The sequence below is a fragment of the Pseudovibrio sp. SCP20 genome (assembly GCF_057774105.1).
Genome location: NZ_JBYMDH010000001.1, coordinates 724,175 through 742,995, shown reverse-complemented (window position 1 = coordinate 742,995; position 18,821 = coordinate 724,175). Strand labels below are relative to the sequence as shown.

14 protein-coding genes are annotated in these 18,821 nt (G+C 49.8%); 12 read left to right on the top strand and 2 right to left on the bottom strand.

The window, feature by feature from the left end; all coding sequences use genetic code 11:
• Nucleotides 1-241: 241 nt before the first annotated feature.
• The 3 genes from flgF to fliI are packed head-to-tail and all read left to right on the top strand — an operon-like array spanning nucleotide 242 to nucleotide 2,988.
• Nucleotides 242-967, top strand: a complete 726-nt coding sequence (flgF, locus tag AC3CB2_RS03415; protein WP_008551866.1) for a flagellar basal-body rod protein FlgF — start codon at nucleotides 242-244, stop codon at nucleotides 965-967.
• A complete protein-coding gene (locus AC3CB2_RS03410; RefSeq protein ID WP_352930839.1) occupies nucleotides 967-1,653 on the top strand; it encodes a hypothetical protein in 687 nt (228 codons plus the stop codon). Before flgF ends, AC3CB2_RS03410 begins: the two co-directional genes overlap by 1 nt.
• Before the next feature lie 18 nt (nucleotides 1,654-1,671).
• A complete protein-coding gene (gene fliI / locus AC3CB2_RS03405) occupies nucleotides 1,672-2,988 on the top strand; it encodes a flagellar protein export ATPase FliI (protein WP_352930841.1) in 1,317 nt (438 codons plus the stop codon).
• A 58-nt stretch (nucleotides 2,989-3,046) separates the two neighbouring features.
• On the opposite strand, the gene AC3CB2_RS03400 is transcribed toward fliI, so the two are convergent.
• Nucleotides 3,047-3,721: a response regulator transcription factor gene (locus tag AC3CB2_RS03400; protein WP_008551907.1), complete on the bottom strand. Its 675-nt coding sequence runs from the start codon at nucleotides 3,719-3,721 to the stop codon at nucleotides 3,047-3,049.
• A 755-nt stretch (nucleotides 3,722-4,476) separates the two neighbouring features.
• Between AC3CB2_RS03400 and AC3CB2_RS03395 the strand changes: the two genes are divergently transcribed.
• The 3 genes from AC3CB2_RS03395 to AC3CB2_RS03385 all read left to right on the top strand — a co-directional run bounded on the left by AC3CB2_RS03395 (nucleotide 4,477) and on the right by AC3CB2_RS03385 (nucleotide 12,457).
• On the top strand, nucleotides 4,477-5,793 hold the full coding sequence (locus tag AC3CB2_RS03395; RefSeq protein WP_352930843.1) for a UDP-glucose dehydrogenase family protein: 1,317 nt from the start codon (nucleotides 4,477-4,479) through the stop codon (nucleotides 5,791-5,793).
• Between the two features lie 228 nt (nucleotides 5,794-6,021).
• On the top strand, nucleotides 6,022-8,004 hold the full coding sequence (locus tag AC3CB2_RS03390) for an autotransporter assembly complex protein TamA (RefSeq protein ID WP_352930845.1): 1,983 nt from the start codon (nucleotides 6,022-6,024) through the stop codon (nucleotides 8,002-8,004).
• A 49-nt stretch (nucleotides 8,005-8,053) separates the two neighbouring features.
• Nucleotides 8,054-12,457 carry a translocation/assembly module TamB domain-containing protein gene (locus tag AC3CB2_RS03385; RefSeq protein ID WP_352930847.1) on the top strand — a complete coding sequence of 1,468 codons (4,404 nt, stop codon included), beginning with the start codon at nucleotides 8,054-8,056 and terminating at the stop codon, nucleotides 12,455-12,457.
• Here AC3CB2_RS03385 and AC3CB2_RS03380 read toward each other — a convergent pair.
• Nucleotides 12,454-13,470 carry an Ldh family oxidoreductase gene (locus tag AC3CB2_RS03380; protein ID WP_352930849.1) on the bottom strand — a complete coding sequence of 339 codons (1,017 nt, stop codon included), beginning with the start codon at nucleotides 13,468-13,470 and terminating at the stop codon, nucleotides 12,454-12,456. The genes AC3CB2_RS03385 and AC3CB2_RS03380 overlap by 4 nt on opposite strands.
• Nucleotides 13,471-13,928: 458 nt before the next feature.
• On the opposite strand from AC3CB2_RS03380, the gene AC3CB2_RS03375 reads away from it, so the two are divergent.
• The 6 genes from AC3CB2_RS03375 to AC3CB2_RS03350 all read left to right on the top strand — a co-directional run bounded on the left by AC3CB2_RS03375 (nucleotide 13,929) and on the right by AC3CB2_RS03350 (nucleotide 18,776).
• On the top strand, nucleotides 13,929-15,404 hold the full coding sequence (locus AC3CB2_RS03375; RefSeq protein WP_352930851.1) for an NAD-dependent succinate-semialdehyde dehydrogenase: 1,476 nt from the start codon (nucleotides 13,929-13,931) through the stop codon (nucleotides 15,402-15,404).
• 71 nt (nucleotides 15,405-15,475) lie between these two features.
• Nucleotides 15,476-16,024: a GNAT family N-acetyltransferase gene (locus AC3CB2_RS03370; protein WP_352930853.1), complete on the top strand. Its 549-nt coding sequence runs from the start codon at nucleotides 15,476-15,478 to the stop codon at nucleotides 16,022-16,024.
• Between the two features lie 93 nt (nucleotides 16,025-16,117).
• A complete protein-coding gene (locus tag AC3CB2_RS03365; RefSeq protein ID WP_352930855.1) occupies nucleotides 16,118-16,621 on the top strand; it encodes a class I SAM-dependent methyltransferase in 504 nt (167 codons plus the stop codon).
• A gap of 318 nt (nucleotides 16,622-16,939) precedes the next feature.
• Nucleotides 16,940-17,518: a YceI family protein gene (locus tag AC3CB2_RS03360; protein WP_352930857.1), complete on the top strand. Its 579-nt coding sequence runs from the start codon at nucleotides 16,940-16,942 to the stop codon at nucleotides 17,516-17,518.
• Between the two features lie 97 nt (nucleotides 17,519-17,615).
• Nucleotides 17,616-18,185 carry a cytochrome b gene (locus AC3CB2_RS03355; protein WP_014285216.1) on the top strand — a complete coding sequence of 190 codons (570 nt, stop codon included), beginning with the start codon at nucleotides 17,616-17,618 and terminating at the stop codon, nucleotides 18,183-18,185.
• Between the two features lie 21 nt (nucleotides 18,186-18,206).
• Nucleotides 18,207-18,776: a YceI family protein gene (locus AC3CB2_RS03350; RefSeq protein WP_352930859.1), complete on the top strand. Its 570-nt coding sequence runs from the start codon at nucleotides 18,207-18,209 to the stop codon at nucleotides 18,774-18,776.
• Nucleotides 18,777-18,821: the final 45 nt, after the last annotated feature.

Below are 18,821 nucleotides of genomic sequence, written 5' to 3'. Positions count from 1 at the left end.
GGACAAGCACTTTTCTTAGTTTGTGGTAGCGAGGCTTACTTGTCCGAAGCTGGCGTACAGAAAAACAAACCAGCGCAATCCGTCATACAGCTTCAGACAAGCCATCTGACGCATTCTCTACGCGTATTTGAGTGCAGATAGGTTTGCTTTGATCGCCTCTGTACATGCTTTGTGCATAGCAGCAGCGATCCAAGTTTGCAGAGTTTTGCGAATTTTATCGTTTGGATCTGGAGACTTAACTATGGTCGTCCCTTCTCTTTATGTTTCCCTTTCCGGCCAAATGGCTCTTGAGCGGAGGTTGGAAACTGTTGCACGTAATGTGGCTAACATGGAAACTGCGGGATATCGGGCGGACGAAGTTAAGTTCGACAGCCTCGTTAAACGCCCTGGCAAAGATCCTGTTACCTTCGCTTCTACTGGTGAGAATTACATCTCCAGACAGGCTGGTGCCATTAAGCAGACAGGGAACTCTCTGGATGTTGCCATCGAAGGATCTGGCTGGCTCGGCATTCAGACTGGCAATGGCGTGGCGTATACCCGCGATGGCCGCTTCCAGATTGGTGTAGATGGCATTCTTCGTAGCATCGAGGGCAATCCAGTTCTTGATAGCGGCAATGCACCTATTATTCTTGATCCACTGGGTGGCCCACCAGAGATTTCCAAGGATGGAACGATCTATCAGGAAGGCCGCCAGGTTGGTGTTCTTGGCCTCTTCTCTATACCAGAAGATGCAAAACTGAGCCGAACAGGGAACTCTGGCGTCATTCCAGATGCGATTGCAGAACCTGTTCTGGACTTTGCTGAGAATGGATTTGCCCAGGGTTTTGTGGAAGGCGCTAACATCAATCCTATCTCCGAAATCACAAAGCTCATCACCATCACCCGTGCATTTGAGAGCACAAACTCGATGATGCAGAGCGTTGAAAGCATCCGGCAGCAGACTATTCGTAAGCTGGGAGAAGGCTAATGGCGGTTAATCCAGTACAATCAATCAATGCCACGACCGGCGAAGATCGAACCAACACGGCTAAAGTCACTCAGAAATCATCTTCTGAGCCCTTTAGCCTTGGAGAGCTACTGGATATTATCAATCCCCTGCAGCATATTCCCGGAGTCAACACGCTTTACCGCGAGATCACCGGTGATGAAGCATCTGTTCGCTCTCGCGTCGCGGGCAGCTCTCTTTATGGCATGATTGCCGGCCCTCTGGGTATGGCTGGTCTTGTTGCTGGCAATATCGCTGAAATGAAGATCACTGGTGTACTGGATGCCGAAAACGCCAAGACAGACAACGCGACAGCTTTGAATGTCATTGAGCAGAAGATCAGCACTCCTCCACCTATGCCACAACCTGCACCGGATATGACCTCCTCTTTGCAACGGGGGACACCTATTCTTCCGGTTAAGTCCAAAGAAATCCCGCCACTGTTCGGCGATATCGCATCGGCTGAAGCAATTTCCATGGGAAGCGAAGATAAACTGATTGAAGCGCTTGCCGGCAAATCAGAGGTGGATGAAGCTTCTGAGGATCCAAGCGAGTCCTCAACACTCCCGACTGTAGAGAAGCTTTCTCAGGACGCTCGAAATTTGCTCCCTGAAGATCTGCTCAAGCAGCTGCAGGAACGACATCGCAATACGATTGCACACAGCTAACACTTCAATAGGTTGTTTATGACCGCCCTTGCGCGCATTCAGGAACTTACCGCTCAGATTCCATCAAGTTCATGGAATATTGAGATAAGTGGGACCCTCTGTGAGGTTACCCCTAATCACCTCAGAGTTAAAGGCCTTTCCGGCGGCGTCAACTTAGGAGATCAAGTCTCCTATATGAGCAACAACGGTGAAGAGTTTGGCGAAGTCATCCGAATTGAACCGTATAGCGTGCTCGTAAAGCCTTATGCGTCCAGATCAGATCTTGGACTGGGCATTAAAGTCAAACGCTGCGGTGAACTCAGCTTCTACCCTGACAACAGTTGGAGGGGGCGCATCATCAATGCGTTTGGGCATCCTATCGACGGTCTGAAACCAATGACTGAAGGACCCACGCTCGCCTCTTTCAATAATCTCCCTCCTCCCCCGGTTCATAGGGCGCGTGTAAAAGACGCTGCACTGACTGGTGTGCGGGTCCTTGATCTCTTCACACCGATTTGCCACGGCCAGCGACTTGGTATCTTTGCAGGCTCAGGTGTCGGTAAATCTACGCTGCTTTCCATGATTGCCCGAAGTAACTCCTTCGATACCGTTGTGATCGGCTTGATTGGTGAGCGTGGTCGCGAAGTGCGTGAGTTTGTCGAAGAGACCCTTGGAGATCAACTCTCAAAATCAGTCGTCGTTGTTGCCACGGGCGACGAGAGCCCAATGATGAGGCGCCTTGCTCCAAAGACTGCGATGACTGTCGCAGAACACTTCAGAGATCAGGGACAATCCGTTCTTCTTATCGTCGACAGCGTGACACGTTATGCGCATGCACTGCGCGATGTGGCGCTTGCGGCAGGTGAACCTGCACTATCTCGAGGATACCCTCCAAGCGTCTTCTCCGAGCTCCCTCTCCTCTTAGAACGCGCGGGACCTGGAATAGAAGGTAGCGGCATGATGACTGCTATCTTCTCCGTTCTCGTGGACGGCGATGATCATAACGATCCGGTTGCCGACAACATTCGTGGTCTGCTGGATGGTCACGTGGTTCTGGACAGGCATATTGCTGAGGAAGGCCGCTATCCAGCCGTTAACGTGCTGGGCTCCATTTCACGCCTCGCTCAGAGCTGCTGGTCTCCTCAGGAGCGGGAACTTATCACGAAGCTCAAGGCTATGATCGCCAAGTTCGAGGATACTAAAGATTTGCGTATGATGGGCGGTTATAAAGAGGGTGTAGACCCACTCTTGGATCAAGCTATTGAGATTGCCCCTAAAATCTATAGTGCGCTTGTACAGGGCTTGGACGCACCTTCAAGCCAGGATGCCTTCAACGAACTTGCACAATTACTATAAGATTTACTGAGATTACCCTGAACAACAAAAAAGGCTGCAAATGCAGCCTTTTTTGTTGTTACAGCGAATTGATAATATAGCCAAGATAGCGCTTTGAATCGATGGGATCGTATCCCATCTGACTGCGCAGCTTTTTGCGAAGCTTACTGATGTGGCTTTCGATCACGTTCTCGTCTACTTCACTTTCAAAGATGCCATAGACGAAGTTGTAGATCTGAGTTTTTGTCAGGCGGCGACCGTTGTTTTGCGCAAGGTACTCAAGGATACGGCGCTCTCTGCGTGGCAATGCGAGCGTATTACCTTTGATCTCAGGATCCCTTCCATCGAAGTAAACCGTCAGATCACCCAGCTCAACATTGATGCTCTGGTTTGTTGTTCGACGCTTGATCGCATTTACACGCGCAAGGATTTCCTGCGGATGGACCGGCTTGCGAACAACATCATCAACACCAGCAGCAAACAGTTTCAAAGTCTGCTCAAGTACAGGACTGCTATTTAGAACCAAAACCGGTTTTTGTGAGCATCTACGGCGAATAATCTGAGAAAACTTATCTCGTTCACCAATCTCACCAATCAAAATGGCCTCGACGGCCTCAAACTCTGTATCAGGCGCAGTATTTAGCCAATCCCGAAAGTCGTCCGGACTAAAGCCGCTTGTCGAGATGCCTTCGCGCTCAAATCCAGATGCATACCCATCGGTTACAAGCTGTTGTTCATCAACAATTAAATACATAACCCCAACCCATTCATTCCCAAATGAATATATCGCTGGTAAATCAGAGAAACACATTCTGTCAATTTCTCTTGAAGATTTTTTACCTTCAAAACCAAGTAAAACCCTACAGAAAACTATAGTAATTATAATAGAAAATAAGAATAAAATTTATTTACAATTTTATCTTAATTCAATTTACAGGTCCTGTTTTCTGCCATTTCTCGGAAAATTATGCATTTCACCCTCAAATTTTTATACCTTTAAATTTTGTAGGACAAAAAGCAGAGAGGCATATTTTTGCCACATCCTCTCCATATTTGAGTTCCCGTTTAACGCGAAAAATCCTTGGGATAAACTATTAGCAATTTTAAGTTAGCATCTGCATATGCAAGGAGTAGAATCAAAATAAGCTTCGAAACACGAGAAAACGGGCGTACTTATACTTATTACAGTAATTGAGTTGACTAATGTAATTTTATCTAAATTGACATATTAACCATTCAATTCTTAGTAGGCATTATTTTCCTACTTATAAAAGAAATGTATTCTCCTAGAAGTTTAGATAAATGAAGGTGCATTACTCTCTTATACTCGTCACAATTCGACTACAATTTTACCACAATGTCATTCTTTTTTCAGGCAAGGATACCTCTTTATCAGGGGGCTATACCTAACTGTGGGATGTGTTTCATCTCAGGTTATGTACTATTGCGTTTCAACTCTAACAAACCTATTTGCACACCCAAAAGCGGTCGGCTCGTGCAGGAGACACAATGATAATTACAGTAATAGGCAGCGGATACGTGGGGTTGGTGTCAGGCACCTGTTTCGCTGATTTTGGTCACGAAGTCATTTGCGTAGATAAAGCAGAAGACAAGATTGAAAAACTGAAGAACGGTGAGATCCCAATTTACGAGCCGGGACTGGAAGAGCTTGTTGCAAGCAATGTAAAGGCTGGACGCCTGAGCTTCACCACTGAGCTTGCAGAGCCCGTCCGTAAAGCAGACGTTGTTTTCATTGCGGTTGGCACCCCTTCCCGCCGTGGTGATGGACACGCTGATCTCAGCTATGTTTATGCCGCAGCAGAAGAGATCGCATCTTCACTGGATGGCTTTACCGTTGTTGTGACAAAGTCCACTGTTCCTGTTGGAACTGGTGATGAAGTTGAGCGTATTATTCGCCAGACAAATCCAGATGCAGACTTCGAAGTGGTCTCCAACCCAGAGTTCCTGCGTGAAGGAGCTGCGATCAGCGACTTTAAACGTCCTGATCGTATCGTGGTTGGCCTTTCCAGCGAGCGAGCCAAAGCGGTTATGACAGAAGTCTATCGCCCGCTTTATCTCAATCACTCTCCGCTGCTGTTTACCAGCCGCCGTACTTCTGAGTTGATCAAGTACGCTGGTAACGCCTTCCTGGCGATGAAGATTACTTTCATCAACGAAATTGCGGATCTGAGTGAAGCAGTTGGTGCCAATGTTCAAGATGTGGCGCGTGGTATTGGCCTTGATAACCGCATTGGTTCCAAATTCCTGAATGCCGGTCCTGGCTATGGTGGCTCTTGCTTCCCGAAAGATACGCTCGCTCTCGTTAAAACAGCACAGGACAACTCCAGCCCAGTTCGTCTGATTGAGACCACTTGTTCTATCAATGACCAGCGTAAACGCTCAATGTCCAAGAAAGTGGCTGCAGCTGTTGGCGGTGATGTGCGTGGCAAGAAGATCGCTGTTCTTGGTCTGACCTTCAAGCCGAACACAGATGACATGCGCGACAGCCCCGCTCTTTCAATTGTGCAGGCGCTTCAGGACAAAGGCGCGGATATTCACGCTTACGACCCAGAAGGCATGGAAGCTGCCGTTGAGCTCATGGATGATGTGACTTTCGGAAGCAACGCCTATGAGATTGCAAAGGATGCGCATGCCCTCGTGATTGTAACCGAGTGGGATGCATTCCGCGTTCTCGACTTTGGTCGCCTGAAAGAAGAGATGGCTTCGCCGGTCCTTGTCGACCTTCGGAACATCTATGGTAAGGACGAAGTTGAAAAACACGGTTTCTCTTACACCTGTATTGGTCGTCCTGACGAAGAAATCTGATCGATTTGTCCCGGTGAAGCACTTTTTCACCGGGACTTTTCCAGCTCTCCAAATCCTTGCCCCATTTTTCAGTGCTGTTACCACAGAGGTGACAATTGCGGTTTGCTTTCAATGGGCAAGTCATGCGAATTTTAATTATCGCGTGGGCAGATTCTCTCAGAGCTAATCCCAAGAGCTTTTGAGCTGAGAATAATCTGCATATTTGAAGGTTGTGGGAGCTTTTCCTAGTTGCTTTACAAGCAAACAAGTAAGCGAGGCAGTTTTGCCTCTCGTTTGGCGTGGCCTTTTAAGGTACCGCGGCTTCTTGTGCTGTTTGCGTGCCTGTTCCTTGCTCTGAGTTCCGCCTCTCCAACTCATGCCTTTGAGCTCTTTGGATATCATTTATGGGGCGAAAAAGCCGAGAGTGATGAAGATCAGAATGTGGGCGTTCCAGACCCAACCCCTTATACTGTAGAGTTTCGGGTCACTGGTGAGGATGAAGAAGCACCAAGTGACGTGGAAGAAGAGCTGCAATCTGTCAGCCTTCTGGTTCAGGATGTCAAAAAACTGCCTTCCGGCGCAAGTGGTGTTCTTGCTCGTGCGACAAAGGACTTTGAACGTCTGATCGGTAAGCTCTATGAAGACGGCTATTATGGCGCGCTTGTTGAGATCGACGTTGCTGGTATGCCCCTTAATCAGGCGATCTTGCATCCTGAAAAGATAACTGAGCGCCCCATCCCTGTTCTCGTCGTTGTCAATCGCGGACCGCAGTTCCACTTTGGCTCAGCTGAAGTCTCTTACGAAGGACCCGCCACGAAGAACGGCCTCGATTTGCCAGATGCTCAGACACTTGGCTTGGTAGAAGGTACACCCGCGCTTTCTGCGAAGGTGCTTACTGCAGAAAGTCAGGCCGTCAGTTTCCTGAAGGATGAGGGCTATCCGTTTGCGAAGGTTGCTGACCGGCAGCTGCTGGCCAATCATGCCAATCGTGCACTTAAGGTCAAACTGCGTGTTAACAGCGGCCCCTATGCCAAGTTTGGTCCGGTTTCAGTCTCAGGCACAGCCAACATGGATCCGGAGTTCGTTCGCACGTATGCAAACCTTCCTCGCGGAGCGCAGTGGGACGCTAATGTCATATCTAAAGCGCAACGCCGGTTGCGCGATCTGGAAGTCTTTTCCAGCATACGTTTTGAACCTGCAGACCAGCTCGATCCAAATGGAGAGTTACCAGTCACGATCGTTGTCGCTGAACGACCTCGAAAGGTCTTCGGGCTTGGTGCAAATTACTCCAGCAACGAAGGCGTTGGCGTTGAAGGGTACTGGCGTCATCGCAACTTATTTGGCAAAGCCGAGAGGCTTTCAGTTACTGGTGCTGTCGGGCAGTTGCTTGCCGTCAACAATGAGCAGATTGAATATGCGGCTCGCATCACCTTTGAAAAACCAGGTGTAATCGGACCTTTAACAGCGTTTTCAACGAGCGTGGCAGCTGTTCAGGAAAACCCAGACAACTATCGCAGTACATCATTTGCTTATGACGCTTATCTCTCACGCGATTTTACTCCGGCCTTAAGTGGGCGGATTGGAGCTGAGGTTTACTTTGCCAACGAACGGGATGTGTTTGGCAACAATGATTACTTCCTGCTCGGTATCCCTGCGGATCTGACCTATGATACACGCAATGATACGCTGAACCCGACCCACGGCATTGAAGCTAAGCTGTTCTTTGAACCGGCCTATGACGTACTTGGCGATACTGAGAACCTATATTCTCAAGGCTCCATTGCAAGCTATCTGCCGATTTTTGGCACAGATCGTGTTGTTTTAGCTGGACGGGTTTCAGCTGGTGCAATCATTGCGCCAGCCGTTCAGGATGTGCCTGCTGCACGACGCTTCTTCCTTGGTGGTGGTGGTACCATTCGCGGCTATGCCTATAAAAACGTTGGGCCTCGCATCAATGATGAAGTCACCGGGGGCCGCAGCTTTGTGTTGTTCAATGGTGAAGTCAGAACACGTATTACTGAAACCATCGGGCTGGTTGGGTTTGTTGATGCAGGTGCAGCCTACTCAACCCAGTTCCCAAACTTTGACGAGCCGCTGAGTGTCGGCGTAGGTGGCGGTGTGCGTTACTTCACGCCTGTTGGTCCGCTGCGGCTGGATGTGGGCGTTCCGTTGGAGCCTCAACGCAATGACCCGCCCTTTGCGGTCTATATTGGTTTAAGTCAGGCCTTCTAGTAGGTGCGCCTGTGTCTGGCGCGTACAATAAAGAAAGATCAAAGAACGAATGCAACTGGTTCGACGCATCACTGCCCTGTTTGGCAAACTGCTGGCCCTTCTTCTTGTGCTGGTGCTGGTGATTTATGCCGGACTTGTAGTGACGACTAGTTTTAGTGCCGGACGCCAGTTCCTTGGCTCTACACTCAGTTCGTTTTTGCCTGACATTACAATCGACCAACCCCAGCTTACAGCGGCGGGTAACATCTATGCTGAACGCGTGACACTTGAAGACACGAAGGGCGAGTGGCTGGCGGTGCAGCAGGCTGCCATACGCTGGTCCCCTCTTGCTCTTTTGGTCGGATCACTCGATGTACAAGAGATTGCAGCGCAGCAGGTGATGCTCGCGCGTCTTCCTGAAGCGACAGAAACAACTACTGAAGAGCCGACCACCTCAGCAGAGACGGGTCTCTCCCTTCCCTTCAGCTCTATTGAGCTTAAGCAACTTAAGATCTCAGAGGTTACACTTCCAGCAGAGATTGCCGGGATGCCTGCGCAATTTATGATCGCTGGTTCAGCAGCCTACTCCAGCACTCCGGAAAAAGTTACAGGCCAGATTAGCATCACCCGCTTTGGCGAGATACAAGGATCGGCAAACTTAGATGTAGATTTTGCTCCAGCTGACAGTATCTTCAACTTCAAGGCGACTGTTTCAGAGGCAGCAAACGGCTTGGCCGCACATCTCCTCGACCTTCAAGGAGCACCTAGTTTTGCGCTTCGTATGGAAGGTGGCGGACCGTTGTCAGATTGGACCTCCTCCCTTCAGGTCGATTTGAACAATGCCCGTGCGATCGAAGGCGATGTTTCGCTTACGCAAAGCGGGACGCAAAAAACGCTGACCACAAACCTATCAGGTGAACTGGCTCAGTTTCTCCCGGCAACGGCCTCCAGCCTCTTTGCCGGACAAACATCATGGTTTGCAACAGCTACGCTGAACGAGAGTTATCTGCCTTTGTCGGCTCAAGCTAAGCTTTCGACTGGTACCATTGTATTGCAGATGGAGAATGACTACTCGGCTGATGGTAGTGCATTAATCGCAAAAATGCAGGCTCAGACTATAGAAGGCAGCAACCGTCCCCTGCAATTGGTCACTGATGGTCAAGTTGTTGGGCTAGGATCCTTCGCTCTCAATGCTTCCGCTTCCGGGCCTCTGGAGAACCTGAACTGGGATTTGTTCGCAAACGTAAATCAGTTGGCAACGCAAGATGTTGATGTAGGCCAGATTACTCTTAGAGCAAAAGGTGATGGAGCGAAGATATCTGAGCAGCTGATTTCCATTCCTTTACAAGCCGATCTTCAGGTCAATGGCACTCACTTTACAGCTTTACAAGATAAAGCGCTTGAGAGCCTAACGGTTTCCATGAAGGGAACCGCTCTTCCCAACCAGCAAAAACTGGAGCTGAGCGAGCTTCATGCGGAGACGGCTGGAGCGACTGCACGGTTTAGCTTGGTCGAAGTTACTCCAAACAACGGGCAGGCACAGGGAACTATCTCAATCTCAGATCTTGGGTTTGTTTCGAGCTTTGTGCAGCAAGAGTTTGCTGGTTCAGCGGAAGCTCAACTCTCAGTTCTGGCAGATTTCGTGAAACAGTCAGGAAACATTAATCTGGAAGGCTCCAGCAGCCGGGTGAGCCTGCAGAATGAGAGTTTGGACCGTATTCTTGTTTCTCCAAGCCGGTTTACTGCTAAGCTTTCAGCCACACTCAACAGCAATGATTTGCTGGCCTCTTATGGACAGTTGGAGACACTTCGCTTTGAGAATGCCTTTGGCCAGATTGAAGCCCATGGCAGCTTACAAGACAAGCAAGCAGAGGGTGCCTTCTCTGCTCTAATTCGCGAACTTGAACTTCTGGAGCCACGCGTCCGAGGTATGCTCTCCGCAAACGGCACGATATCAGGCAGTGCCAATGCACCAAATGTGACGTTAGAGGTTCAGTCTGAGCGGATCGAAATGGATGGTGTGCCCCTCGAGCAATTGCGACTTTCTGCAGATGCTAAGCTTTCGGAGACAGCCCCCAATGCGGACATCAATCTGAGCGGGCGCTTCAAGGGAGAAGAACTGGCCGGTCAGTTCAAGCTGGTGAGTGAAGATAGCAAACTCTCAGTTCCAACACTTGAGTTCGATCTGGGTGGCAACAAGATTTCCGGTAATGCTCATGCGGATGATCTTGCCCAGCTTCCCTTGGGATTGATGGGGCACTTCTCAATTGCAGCCAATGATCTTAGCACACTTTCTCCGCTGGCCTTGACTGAGATGGAAGGCCGGGCACAAGGAGAGATCGATATCCAGCAAAAAGATGGCCACACTCAGGTTGAGTTTGATCTTAGCAGCGAAGGCCTTCGTTTTGCGGAAAGCTCCGTTGGCTCTTTCATGGCCAAGGGATGGATCCACAAAGCTTTCACACGCCCTTCTGCCAATGCCAGTATCAAGCTGGAGGGCGTTGAGGTTGAAGGTGTGGCTCTGAATGCTCTCACTGTTGAAGCAACACCGGTTGAAGGTTCAACCAGCTCAGCCATTGCTACCGGTTTCACAATTGATGCGGCTTTTGCGGAAAACAATGACAATCTGAAAAGTAGCGGAGTGTTACAGGCCATACCTAACGGACTTCAGGTTAAAATCGACACGCTGCAAGGGCTCTACAAAGGCATTCAAGCCAATCTCAAGCAGCCTACCACCATCTCATTGTTGGAAGATCGTCGTACTGTCACTTCCTTTGAACTGGAACTCGGAAGTGGATCCCTGCAAGTTTCGGGCACAGACAGCACTGAGCTGAACATTACCGCCAGGATGAACCAACTGCCGCTTTCGCTGGCTAATGCATTTGTTCCCTCTCTGGAGCTGGGCGGAACGCTCGACGGAGAAGCTCGGGCCTTTGGCAAAGTGGATACGCCAGAAGTCAGTTGGAACCTTGCACTGAACGACTTCTCTGCAAAACCTCTCAAAGATAACAGAATTTTGCCGCTGCAAATCACGAGCACAGGCTCTTTTGCAGGGAACGAGATCAATCAAAAAACTGCGGTTACAAATGGCGCCGGGCTGAACCTTCAAGCGAACGGAAAAGTCGGCATTGCTGGCGCTCAGAATGTTTCACTGACTGCGAACGGCAACATCCCGCTAGACGTTGTTGGAGCAAAACTGATCGAACTGGGCTTTGGAGGGAGCGGCGGTTTCCAGTTGAACGGCTCGGTTACCGGAAGTCTACGAGATCCGCAGATTGCCATGGAGATACGGCCAAATCAGCTGGAGACAACGCAGCTTTCAACTGGCATGACGCTGAATGACTATAGCGGTGCCATTCAGATCACTCGGCAGGAAGTTATCATCAACGCTCTGGGCGCCAAGTTCATCAATGGCGGAACGCTCAAACTGGATGGAAAGCTGGGTTTGGGTGAAGCACTTCCTGCGCAGATCGATCTGGTCATTGATGGTGGTCGGTATGTTGATGGAACGTTTGTCAGCGCCTTGATTAACGCAGACCTGTCGCTTCGAGGTTCTCTTGGGGATGCGGGATCACCACCTGCAATTGGCGGCAAAGTGGTTATTGAGCAAGCTGATATTGAGATCCCAAGTTCCTTTAGTTCAAGCATCAATCCGGTCATCGTTCGACATTTGAATGCACCGAAGCCTGTTCTAGCTCAATCAAAAGCGCTTGCTCAGGATGAAGGTCGTGAGAACCCGAAGAAAGGCAATGAAAGCAGCCCAATAGAGAAAGCCACATTGAATGTGGATGTTGAAGCTCCGGGTAAGATCTTTATTCGCGGGCGCGGTGTGAATGCTGAAGCAGGTGGCTCCCTCAACATTGGCGGTACGGTGAGCAATATTCAGACCGTGGGAGCCTTCTCGCTGGTTCGCGGACGGATCGACATCCTCTCCAAGAGACTCACCCTCAGCCGCGGAAATGTAACCTTCAGTGGGTCTCTGGTGCCGTTTCTAGATTTTGCCGCTACAACAACCTCTGGCTCAACTGAGGTGACTGTTTTGGTTAGTGGCCCTGCGAACGTTCCTGTGATTGACTTCACGTCTGTTCCAAGCCTGCCGAAAGATGAGATCGTCTCTCAGCTGCTCTTTGGTGAATCTGTCAATGATTTGTCACCGGTTGAATTGGCTCGGCTTGCAAGCGCCATTGCTACGCTTACAGATGGTAGTGGAGCGGAAGGGCCTCTGGGCACGCTACGCAATCTACTGGGCGTCAGTGATATCGACATCAACTTTGATGCGGAAGGTAATCCAGAACTGGCCGTAGGTGGGTACATCAACGAGCGCATTTATCTGGGTGTCACTCAGGAGCCAACCACGGGTGATAATGCGGCGACGGTCGATATTGATGTGACCAAGTTCCTTAAACTGCGCGGGGAAGCCAGCTCAGACGGGGATGCAAAAGCTGGCTTCTATTATGAGCGGGAGTACGACTAGGCTGTGCGCCCAGCGAGCCGGACAGCTTCCTCATAAATTGGCTTTGGCAAATTGATGCCGTTCAGACGCGCCTTCTCACGGGCAGCAAGGCGGGAGGTACCCGGCAACCGAGCCCCCTGCTCTGCCTCAATAGCTGCTACCAGTGTTTGCATGCGTTCTGCGAATGAGCCGCCTGAGACAAGATCTGCATTGATTGCGAGGATGACTTGCCCAAGGTTTGGCGCATCGCCTTCTCCTGAGAACAGGCTAGAGGCCTCAAACCCAAACGCAGTTCCGCACAGACCTGCTGCGAGGATTTCAATCATCATTGCCAGCGCGGCCCCTTTGGCCTCTCCAATCGGGATCATGGTTCCGGCAAGTGCTGCGTCTGGATCCGTGGTTGGCTGACCTTCTTCATTCAGTGCCCAACCTTCCGGAATAGTGTTGCCCGTACGTTGTGCAGCCATGATCTTTCCGCGGGCGACGCGAGACAGCGCCAGATCGATGACAAGCGGCTCACCGTCTGCATTTGGTGCAGCAAATGCGATTGGGTTGGTGCCAAACATGGGGTTCTTGCCGCCATAGGCAGCGATTGCCTTTGGTCCATTGCCAAAGATGAACGCAACCATTCCATCCCGAGCCAGCCGCTCACAATGAGCGCCTGCCTGTCCAAAGTGATGAGAATGGCGGATTGCACTCAATGACAAACCGTTTTTTGCTGAGGCTTCTTTCAGGAAAGGCAAAGCGACTTCGATGGCTGGATAGGCAAAACCAAACTTGGCATCGATCCGTTGCACGACAGGCGTGATCAGTTCGGCTTCCGGTTTAGCATAGCCATCTACTTTTCCGGTGCGGGTTTGTGCTGTGTAGGACGGTATTCTGGAAAGACCATGACCTCCCTGTCCATCAACCTCAGCATTCACCAGCGCTTGCCCAACAATCTCAGCAACTGCTGGATCTGTTTTATTAGCAGACAGAGCATCAATGGTGAGTTTGCGTGCTTCTTGTAATGTGAGATTGACCGTGTCTGACATGAGGCGCCTTTAAACTATTTGCGTTCTTAACAAATCGCTCGTGACATATTTTGCGCCGGAGCACAATTGAAGCCTGCTCTCGATTGGTGTGCAAACCTCGATGCATTGAGGCATGCAAGAAACGAGGATGACAAAACAGCAGAAACATACTGGATAACGGGATTTTGGGAATGATATCATTCCAGATTTTTCCGGCGGGCTCTGTCCGAAAGACTGCGTTGTAACGGCTTATAACTGCGTGAGTTTTGGATCTATCCGCAATCCATTGAGAAAGAGACAGTGGTTTGGACCATGGATTTGCATTGCAGAATGGATCAATCTTTGCAAATCCTAGGGGAACTAGGTGTTTTTCCTAGATCTACCACTTATATGTGTAGTCGGGTTACGCCAATAGCCAGTCTTGCTTCTCTGTCTCTTCCCCATTTCTGCTGGGATATGACTTCATTCAGGAGATACTCATGAGTTCAACACTCTCACTCACCAAAGAAATTCCGCTCCTTCGTGAAGCCTGTCTCATAGGAGGCAAATGGGTTAGCGGAGATGAAAGCAACTCCATCTCAGTGAACAATCCAGCAACCGGTGAAATCATTGGTCGCGTGCCACGATTTGGTCGCACTGAAACGGCTGACGCCATTGATGCAGCACAGGCAGCATTTGCGGTCTGGTCTAAGATGACTGCGGTTGAGCGTTGCAATCTTATGCTACGTTGGGCTGATGTGATTACTGACAACCAGAAAGAACTTGCCGAACTGCTGACTATTGAGATGGGTAAGCCTCTTGCAGAAGCGACAGGTGAAGTTGCCATCACGGCCAATTACATTCGTTTCTTCGCAGAAGAAGGCAAACGCGTTTATGGTGATGTGATCCCTTCCCCGTGGAAGGACCGCCGCATTATGGTGACCAAAGAGCCTGTGGGTGTTGTTGGCGCCATTACTCCATGGAACTTCCCAAGCTCCATGCTGGGCCGCAAGCTGGCCGCAGCTCTTGGTTCCGGCTGTACGGTTGTTGCTAAGCCCGCAAGCCAGACCCCTTACTCAGCTCTAATCCTTGGCGAGCTGGCTGAGAAGGCTGGCATCCCTGCTGGTGTCATCAACATCATCACAGGCTCTGCAGCTCAGATTGCTGATGAGCTTTGCGAGAACGAGAAGGTTCGCAAAATCACCTTCACTGGTTCCACTCCGGTTGGCAAACAACTGGCTTCCAAAGCATTGGCTAACATGAAGAAAGTTTCCATGGAACTTGGCGGCAATGCACCGTTTATCGTGTTTGATTCAGCTGACCTGGATAAGGCTGTTGAAGGTGCAATCGCCTCAAAGTTCAGAAACTCTGGCCAAACCTGCGTATGTGCTAACCGCATCTATGCTCAAGCGGGCATCTATGAAGAGTTCTCTGCCAAGCTGAAGGCAGCGATTGAAGATCAACTGCGTGTAGGTGATGGCTTGAAACCGGATGTGAACCAGGGTCCGCTGATTGATGGTGGTGCAGTTGCCAAAGTTGAAGAACTCATTGCAGATGCAATTGAGAAAGGTGGAACCGTTGTCACCGGCGGCAAGCTGGATGCACAGGGCGGGACTTTCTTTGAACCGACTTTGCTGCTCAACGCGACACCTGACATGAAGGTTGCAAAAGAAGAGACATTCGGTCCGTTTGCACCAGTCTTCAAGTTCGAGAGCGAAGAAGATGTCATCGCGATGGCCAATGACACTGAGTACGGCCTTGCCTGTTACTTCTACACGCAGGATCTGGGCCAGACTTTCCGCGTGATGGAAGCCCTTGAGTACGGTCTTGTGGGTGTGAACGAAGGCGTGATCACCACGGAATATGCACCGTTTGGCGGGTACAAAGATAGCGGCATGGGCAATGAGGGTTCCAAATACGGAATCGATGATTACATCAACATCAAATACTCTTGCATTGGTGGGCTTGGCCTTTAAAGCTCATTGTTAATTTTGTGGGGAGCCGGAGTGTTCATCACTCCGGCTTTTTCTTTTTGGGGACTGCTTTCGTGATTATAGAACAAGAACGTTGTACGGCTGCGCCAACACTTAAAGGCGAGCGCATCATTATGCGTGCACACCAGGCCTCTGATTTTGACGCCTGCTGTGCTTTGTGGGCTGACCCTGATGTGGTGCGTTACATTTCCGGTAAGCCTTCCAGCCCTACAGACACATGGGGGCGTATTCTCAAGTACGCAGGGCACTGGAGCCTTTCCGGTTTTGGGTATTGGGCTGTCATTGAGAAAGATACAGGCGAGCTGATTGGCGATGTAGGTTTTTCTGACTTCAAACGCGATATAACACCAAGCCTTGATGGCTTAGCTGAAGCTGGTTGGGTGATTTCTCCCAAGTTCCACGGCAAAGGTTATGCGCGTGAAGCGGTCGAGCTTGGTCTATCGTGGTTGAAGGATTCCCGTTTATTTCCTGAAGCGCATTGTATTATTGCGCCAGAAAACATTGCCAGTGTCACACTTGCTGAGCGAGTTGGCTTTGAGAAGTATGCGGATGGGACATATATGGGTAGTCCGACAATTTTTATGAAGCAAAGCTTTACTTAAAACGATAAGCCCAGCTGGCAACTCACTGGTTGGGCTTGTTCATTTTCTGCGATCCTGTATATGCTTCCTTTAAAGATCCATGCAGGCTGAGTTATGCAGAAATACGATAAGATTTACGCCAAGGACGAAAGTTACTTCGGCCATACCTCCAAGCAATTTACGACATTGTTTTCCAACCTGGATTTCGATAGCGGAACTATTCTTGATCTGGGTGCCGGACAAGGACGTGATGCGATTTTTCTCGCCAAACGCGGTTACAACGTCATTGCAGTCGATAGCTCCAAAGTTGGCCTAAATCAGCTGCAGGAACGTGCTGAAGTTGAAAATCTGCCGATTGAGATCGTGCATGCTGATGCGCTTGGTTACACTCCGCCTCAAGACCTTGATGCGATTGTGGCTGACCGCTTTTTCCACGAGCTGCCGAACAATGCACGCGTCAAACTTCTGCAGCGCATGCTTGGATACCTTCGTGTTGGTGGTTACATGCTTATCGCAGATGATAAGAGTGTTCTGCCAAATCTGCGTGATGCGCTGAAGAAAGAGAAATTTGAAGTTCTGCGTGACAAGAACGGTATTCTCTTCACTTACAAGCCTTAGGGGCTATTTTGGGAGGCGCCTTGGCGTGCCTCCTTTCTCACTATTACCACACAGCCAGCAACTGATAGATCACACACGAAAATGTGATGTAAAACCCTTATATTTTTTCAGTTGTATCAGCTGGTTTTACAATCTCCATTATGTTGCCACAGTGACAACTCATTTCCGTAACAATGTTTGCAAAAATCGGCGTTATTGCTGACTTTTCCGTGATTGTGCACTCAGGCTGAACAATGCGTTTAATTGCAATTCCCGAAACATGTGCCAATTGTATGCCCAAGCTTGACGTTCACAGTTCAACAGAAATTGGAGATTACAATGAAATCAGTTCGCTTCGGAATGCTCGCAGTTGCAGCTTCTTTCCTCGCAACAGCAGCAGTTGCTGAACCAGTTGCATACGACGTTGATATGTCCCACGCAAATCTGGCGTTCGACTACAACCACCTGGGTTACTCCACCACTGATGGTCGCTTTGGCACCTGGACCCCTACCCTGATCATCGATGAAGAAAACCCTGCGAACTCCAAAGTTGATGTTGAGATTGATGTTAACTCCCTCGACACCTTCTGGGCAAAACGCGATGAGCACCTGAAGAGCGCTGATTTCTTCGACGTTGCAAAATTCCCATCCGCAACATTCAAGTCCACCAAGGTTGAGCAGGTTGGTGAAAAGAACCTGGAAGTAACCGGAGACCTGACTATCCGCGGCGTTACCAAGCCAACCGTCCTTGAAGTGATTGTGAACCAGATCGCTGAGCACCCAATGGCTAAGAAGAAGGCTGTTGGCCTTGACGCAACAACAACCATCAAGCGCTCCGACTTCGGCATGGCAATGGCTGTTCCTTACGTTTCTGACGAAGTGAACATCAAAATCAGCTTCGAAGCGACCGTTAAGTAATGGTTCTGGCCTGCGTGCGGAAGCAAATGCCCTAGCAGGCCATATGACCTTGGCGAAGGGGCTGTAACGTCCCTTCCCTTGATCAAAGGATCTCTCCATGATCAGAAATACACGATCAGCCTATGGCATTGTTGCGATCACGTTGCACTGGACCATAGCCACGCTCATTATTGGTATGCTTGGGTTTGGTCTCTACATGGTGACCCTGCCAATTTTTGAGCCAGCAACCTACTCTCTTTATCAGCTTCACAAATCCATTGGCTTTGTCGTTCTGGCACTTGTTGCGCTGCGCATTCTCTGGAAGATTACAAGCATCACACCTGATCTGCCTGCTGAGATGCCTGGCTGGGAGAAGCTGGCAGCGCATCTGGGACACATCAGCCTTTATGCTCTGATGCTGATTATGCCACTGACAGGATGGCTTCTGGTTTCATCCAGCCCGCTAGGTCTTCCGTCAGTGTTCTTTAACCTCTTTGAGATTCCGCACCTACCAACACCTGAGTTTTTGGGGCAAAAAGCGGATGTGTCTGCGTTCTTCACCGCAGTGCATGGCTGGGCTGCGTATGCGTTTATCGCAGTGATCCTCGCTCATGTTGGAGCTGCCCTTAAGCACTACTTCATATCCAAGGATAAAGTCTTACAGCGTATGTTGTCCTCAAAGGCTTAATTTGAGGATCCGGAGAAAACTATGAAACGATTGACCGACTTGTTCTTTAAAGCCAGCGCAATTTTGGCACTCATTCTGGTAGCAGCCGCTTCTACAGCCTCTGCTGAAGAATGGTACGTAGATCGCAACAAAAGTACGCTTGGCTTTGAAGTCATCAATAACGGGAACACCGTTACCGGTACATTTGCAACCTGGAATGCAAAGATCATCTTCGACAAAGCTGATCTTGAGAATGCTCAGATTCAGGCAACCATCATCACCGGAAGCGTGAAGACAGAAGATGCTCAGGCAGCAGGTGCAATCACCACTGCACAGTGGTTAGACATTTCCAGCTACCCAGATGCCATCTTCCGCGTTGACAATGTGGTTCCAGCGGGCGGTGATCTTTACGAAGCGGCTGGCACTTTGGAGCTCAAAGGCGCCAAGATTGCTGTGTTCCTTCCGTTCACTTTGACTATTGAAGGTGACACTGCTCATGCTGTTGGTGAAGCCACACTTTCACGCGGTGACTTCAAGATTGGCGATGGCGTGCCAGACAGCACTGTCAGCAACAAAGTTACTGTGAAGTTGAATCTTTACGCGACACGTTGATGACCTGCCCGTGAGAGAGGCTTGCATTTTCCACCACGTCTCTCG

Bases quoted from the DNA above. Each gene is read 5' to 3' on its own strand.
- AC3CB2_RS03350 (WP_352930859.1), top strand. From the start codon at position 18,207: ATGAAACGATTGACCGACTTGTTCTTTAAAGCCAGCGCAATTTTGGCA.
- AC3CB2_RS03410 (WP_352930839.1), top strand. From the start codon at position 967: ATGGCGGTTAATCCAGTACAATCAATCAATGCCACGACCGGCGAAGAT.
- AC3CB2_RS03385 (WP_352930847.1), top strand. From the start codon at position 8,054: ATGCAACTGGTTCGACGCATCACTGCCCTGTTTGGCAAACTGCTGGCC.
- AC3CB2_RS03360 (WP_352930857.1), top strand. From the start codon at position 16,940: ATGAAATCAGTTCGCTTCGGAATGCTCGCAGTTGCAGCTTCTTTCCTC.
- flgF (WP_008551866.1), top strand. From the start codon at position 242: ATGGTCGTCCCTTCTCTTTATGTTTCCCTTTCCGGCCAAATGGCTCTT.
- AC3CB2_RS03375 (WP_352930851.1), top strand. From the start codon at position 13,929: ATGAGTTCAACACTCTCACTCACCAAAGAAATTCCGCTCCTTCGTGAA.
- AC3CB2_RS03400 (WP_008551907.1), bottom strand. From the start codon at position 3,721: ATGTATTTAATTGTTGATGAACAACAGCTTGTAACCGATGGGTATGCA.
- AC3CB2_RS03395 (WP_352930843.1), top strand. From the start codon at position 4,477: ATGATAATTACAGTAATAGGCAGCGGATACGTGGGGTTGGTGTCAGGC.
- AC3CB2_RS03355 (WP_014285216.1), top strand. From the start codon at position 17,616: ATGATCAGAAATACACGATCAGCCTATGGCATTGTTGCGATCACGTTG.
- AC3CB2_RS03365 (WP_352930855.1), top strand. From the start codon at position 16,118: ATGCAGAAATACGATAAGATTTACGCCAAGGACGAAAGTTACTTCGGC.
- fliI (WP_352930841.1), top strand. From the start codon at position 1,672: ATGACCGCCCTTGCGCGCATTCAGGAACTTACCGCTCAGATTCCATCA.
- AC3CB2_RS03380 (WP_352930849.1), bottom strand. From the start codon at position 13,470: ATGTCAGACACGGTCAATCTCACATTACAAGAAGCACGCAAACTCACC.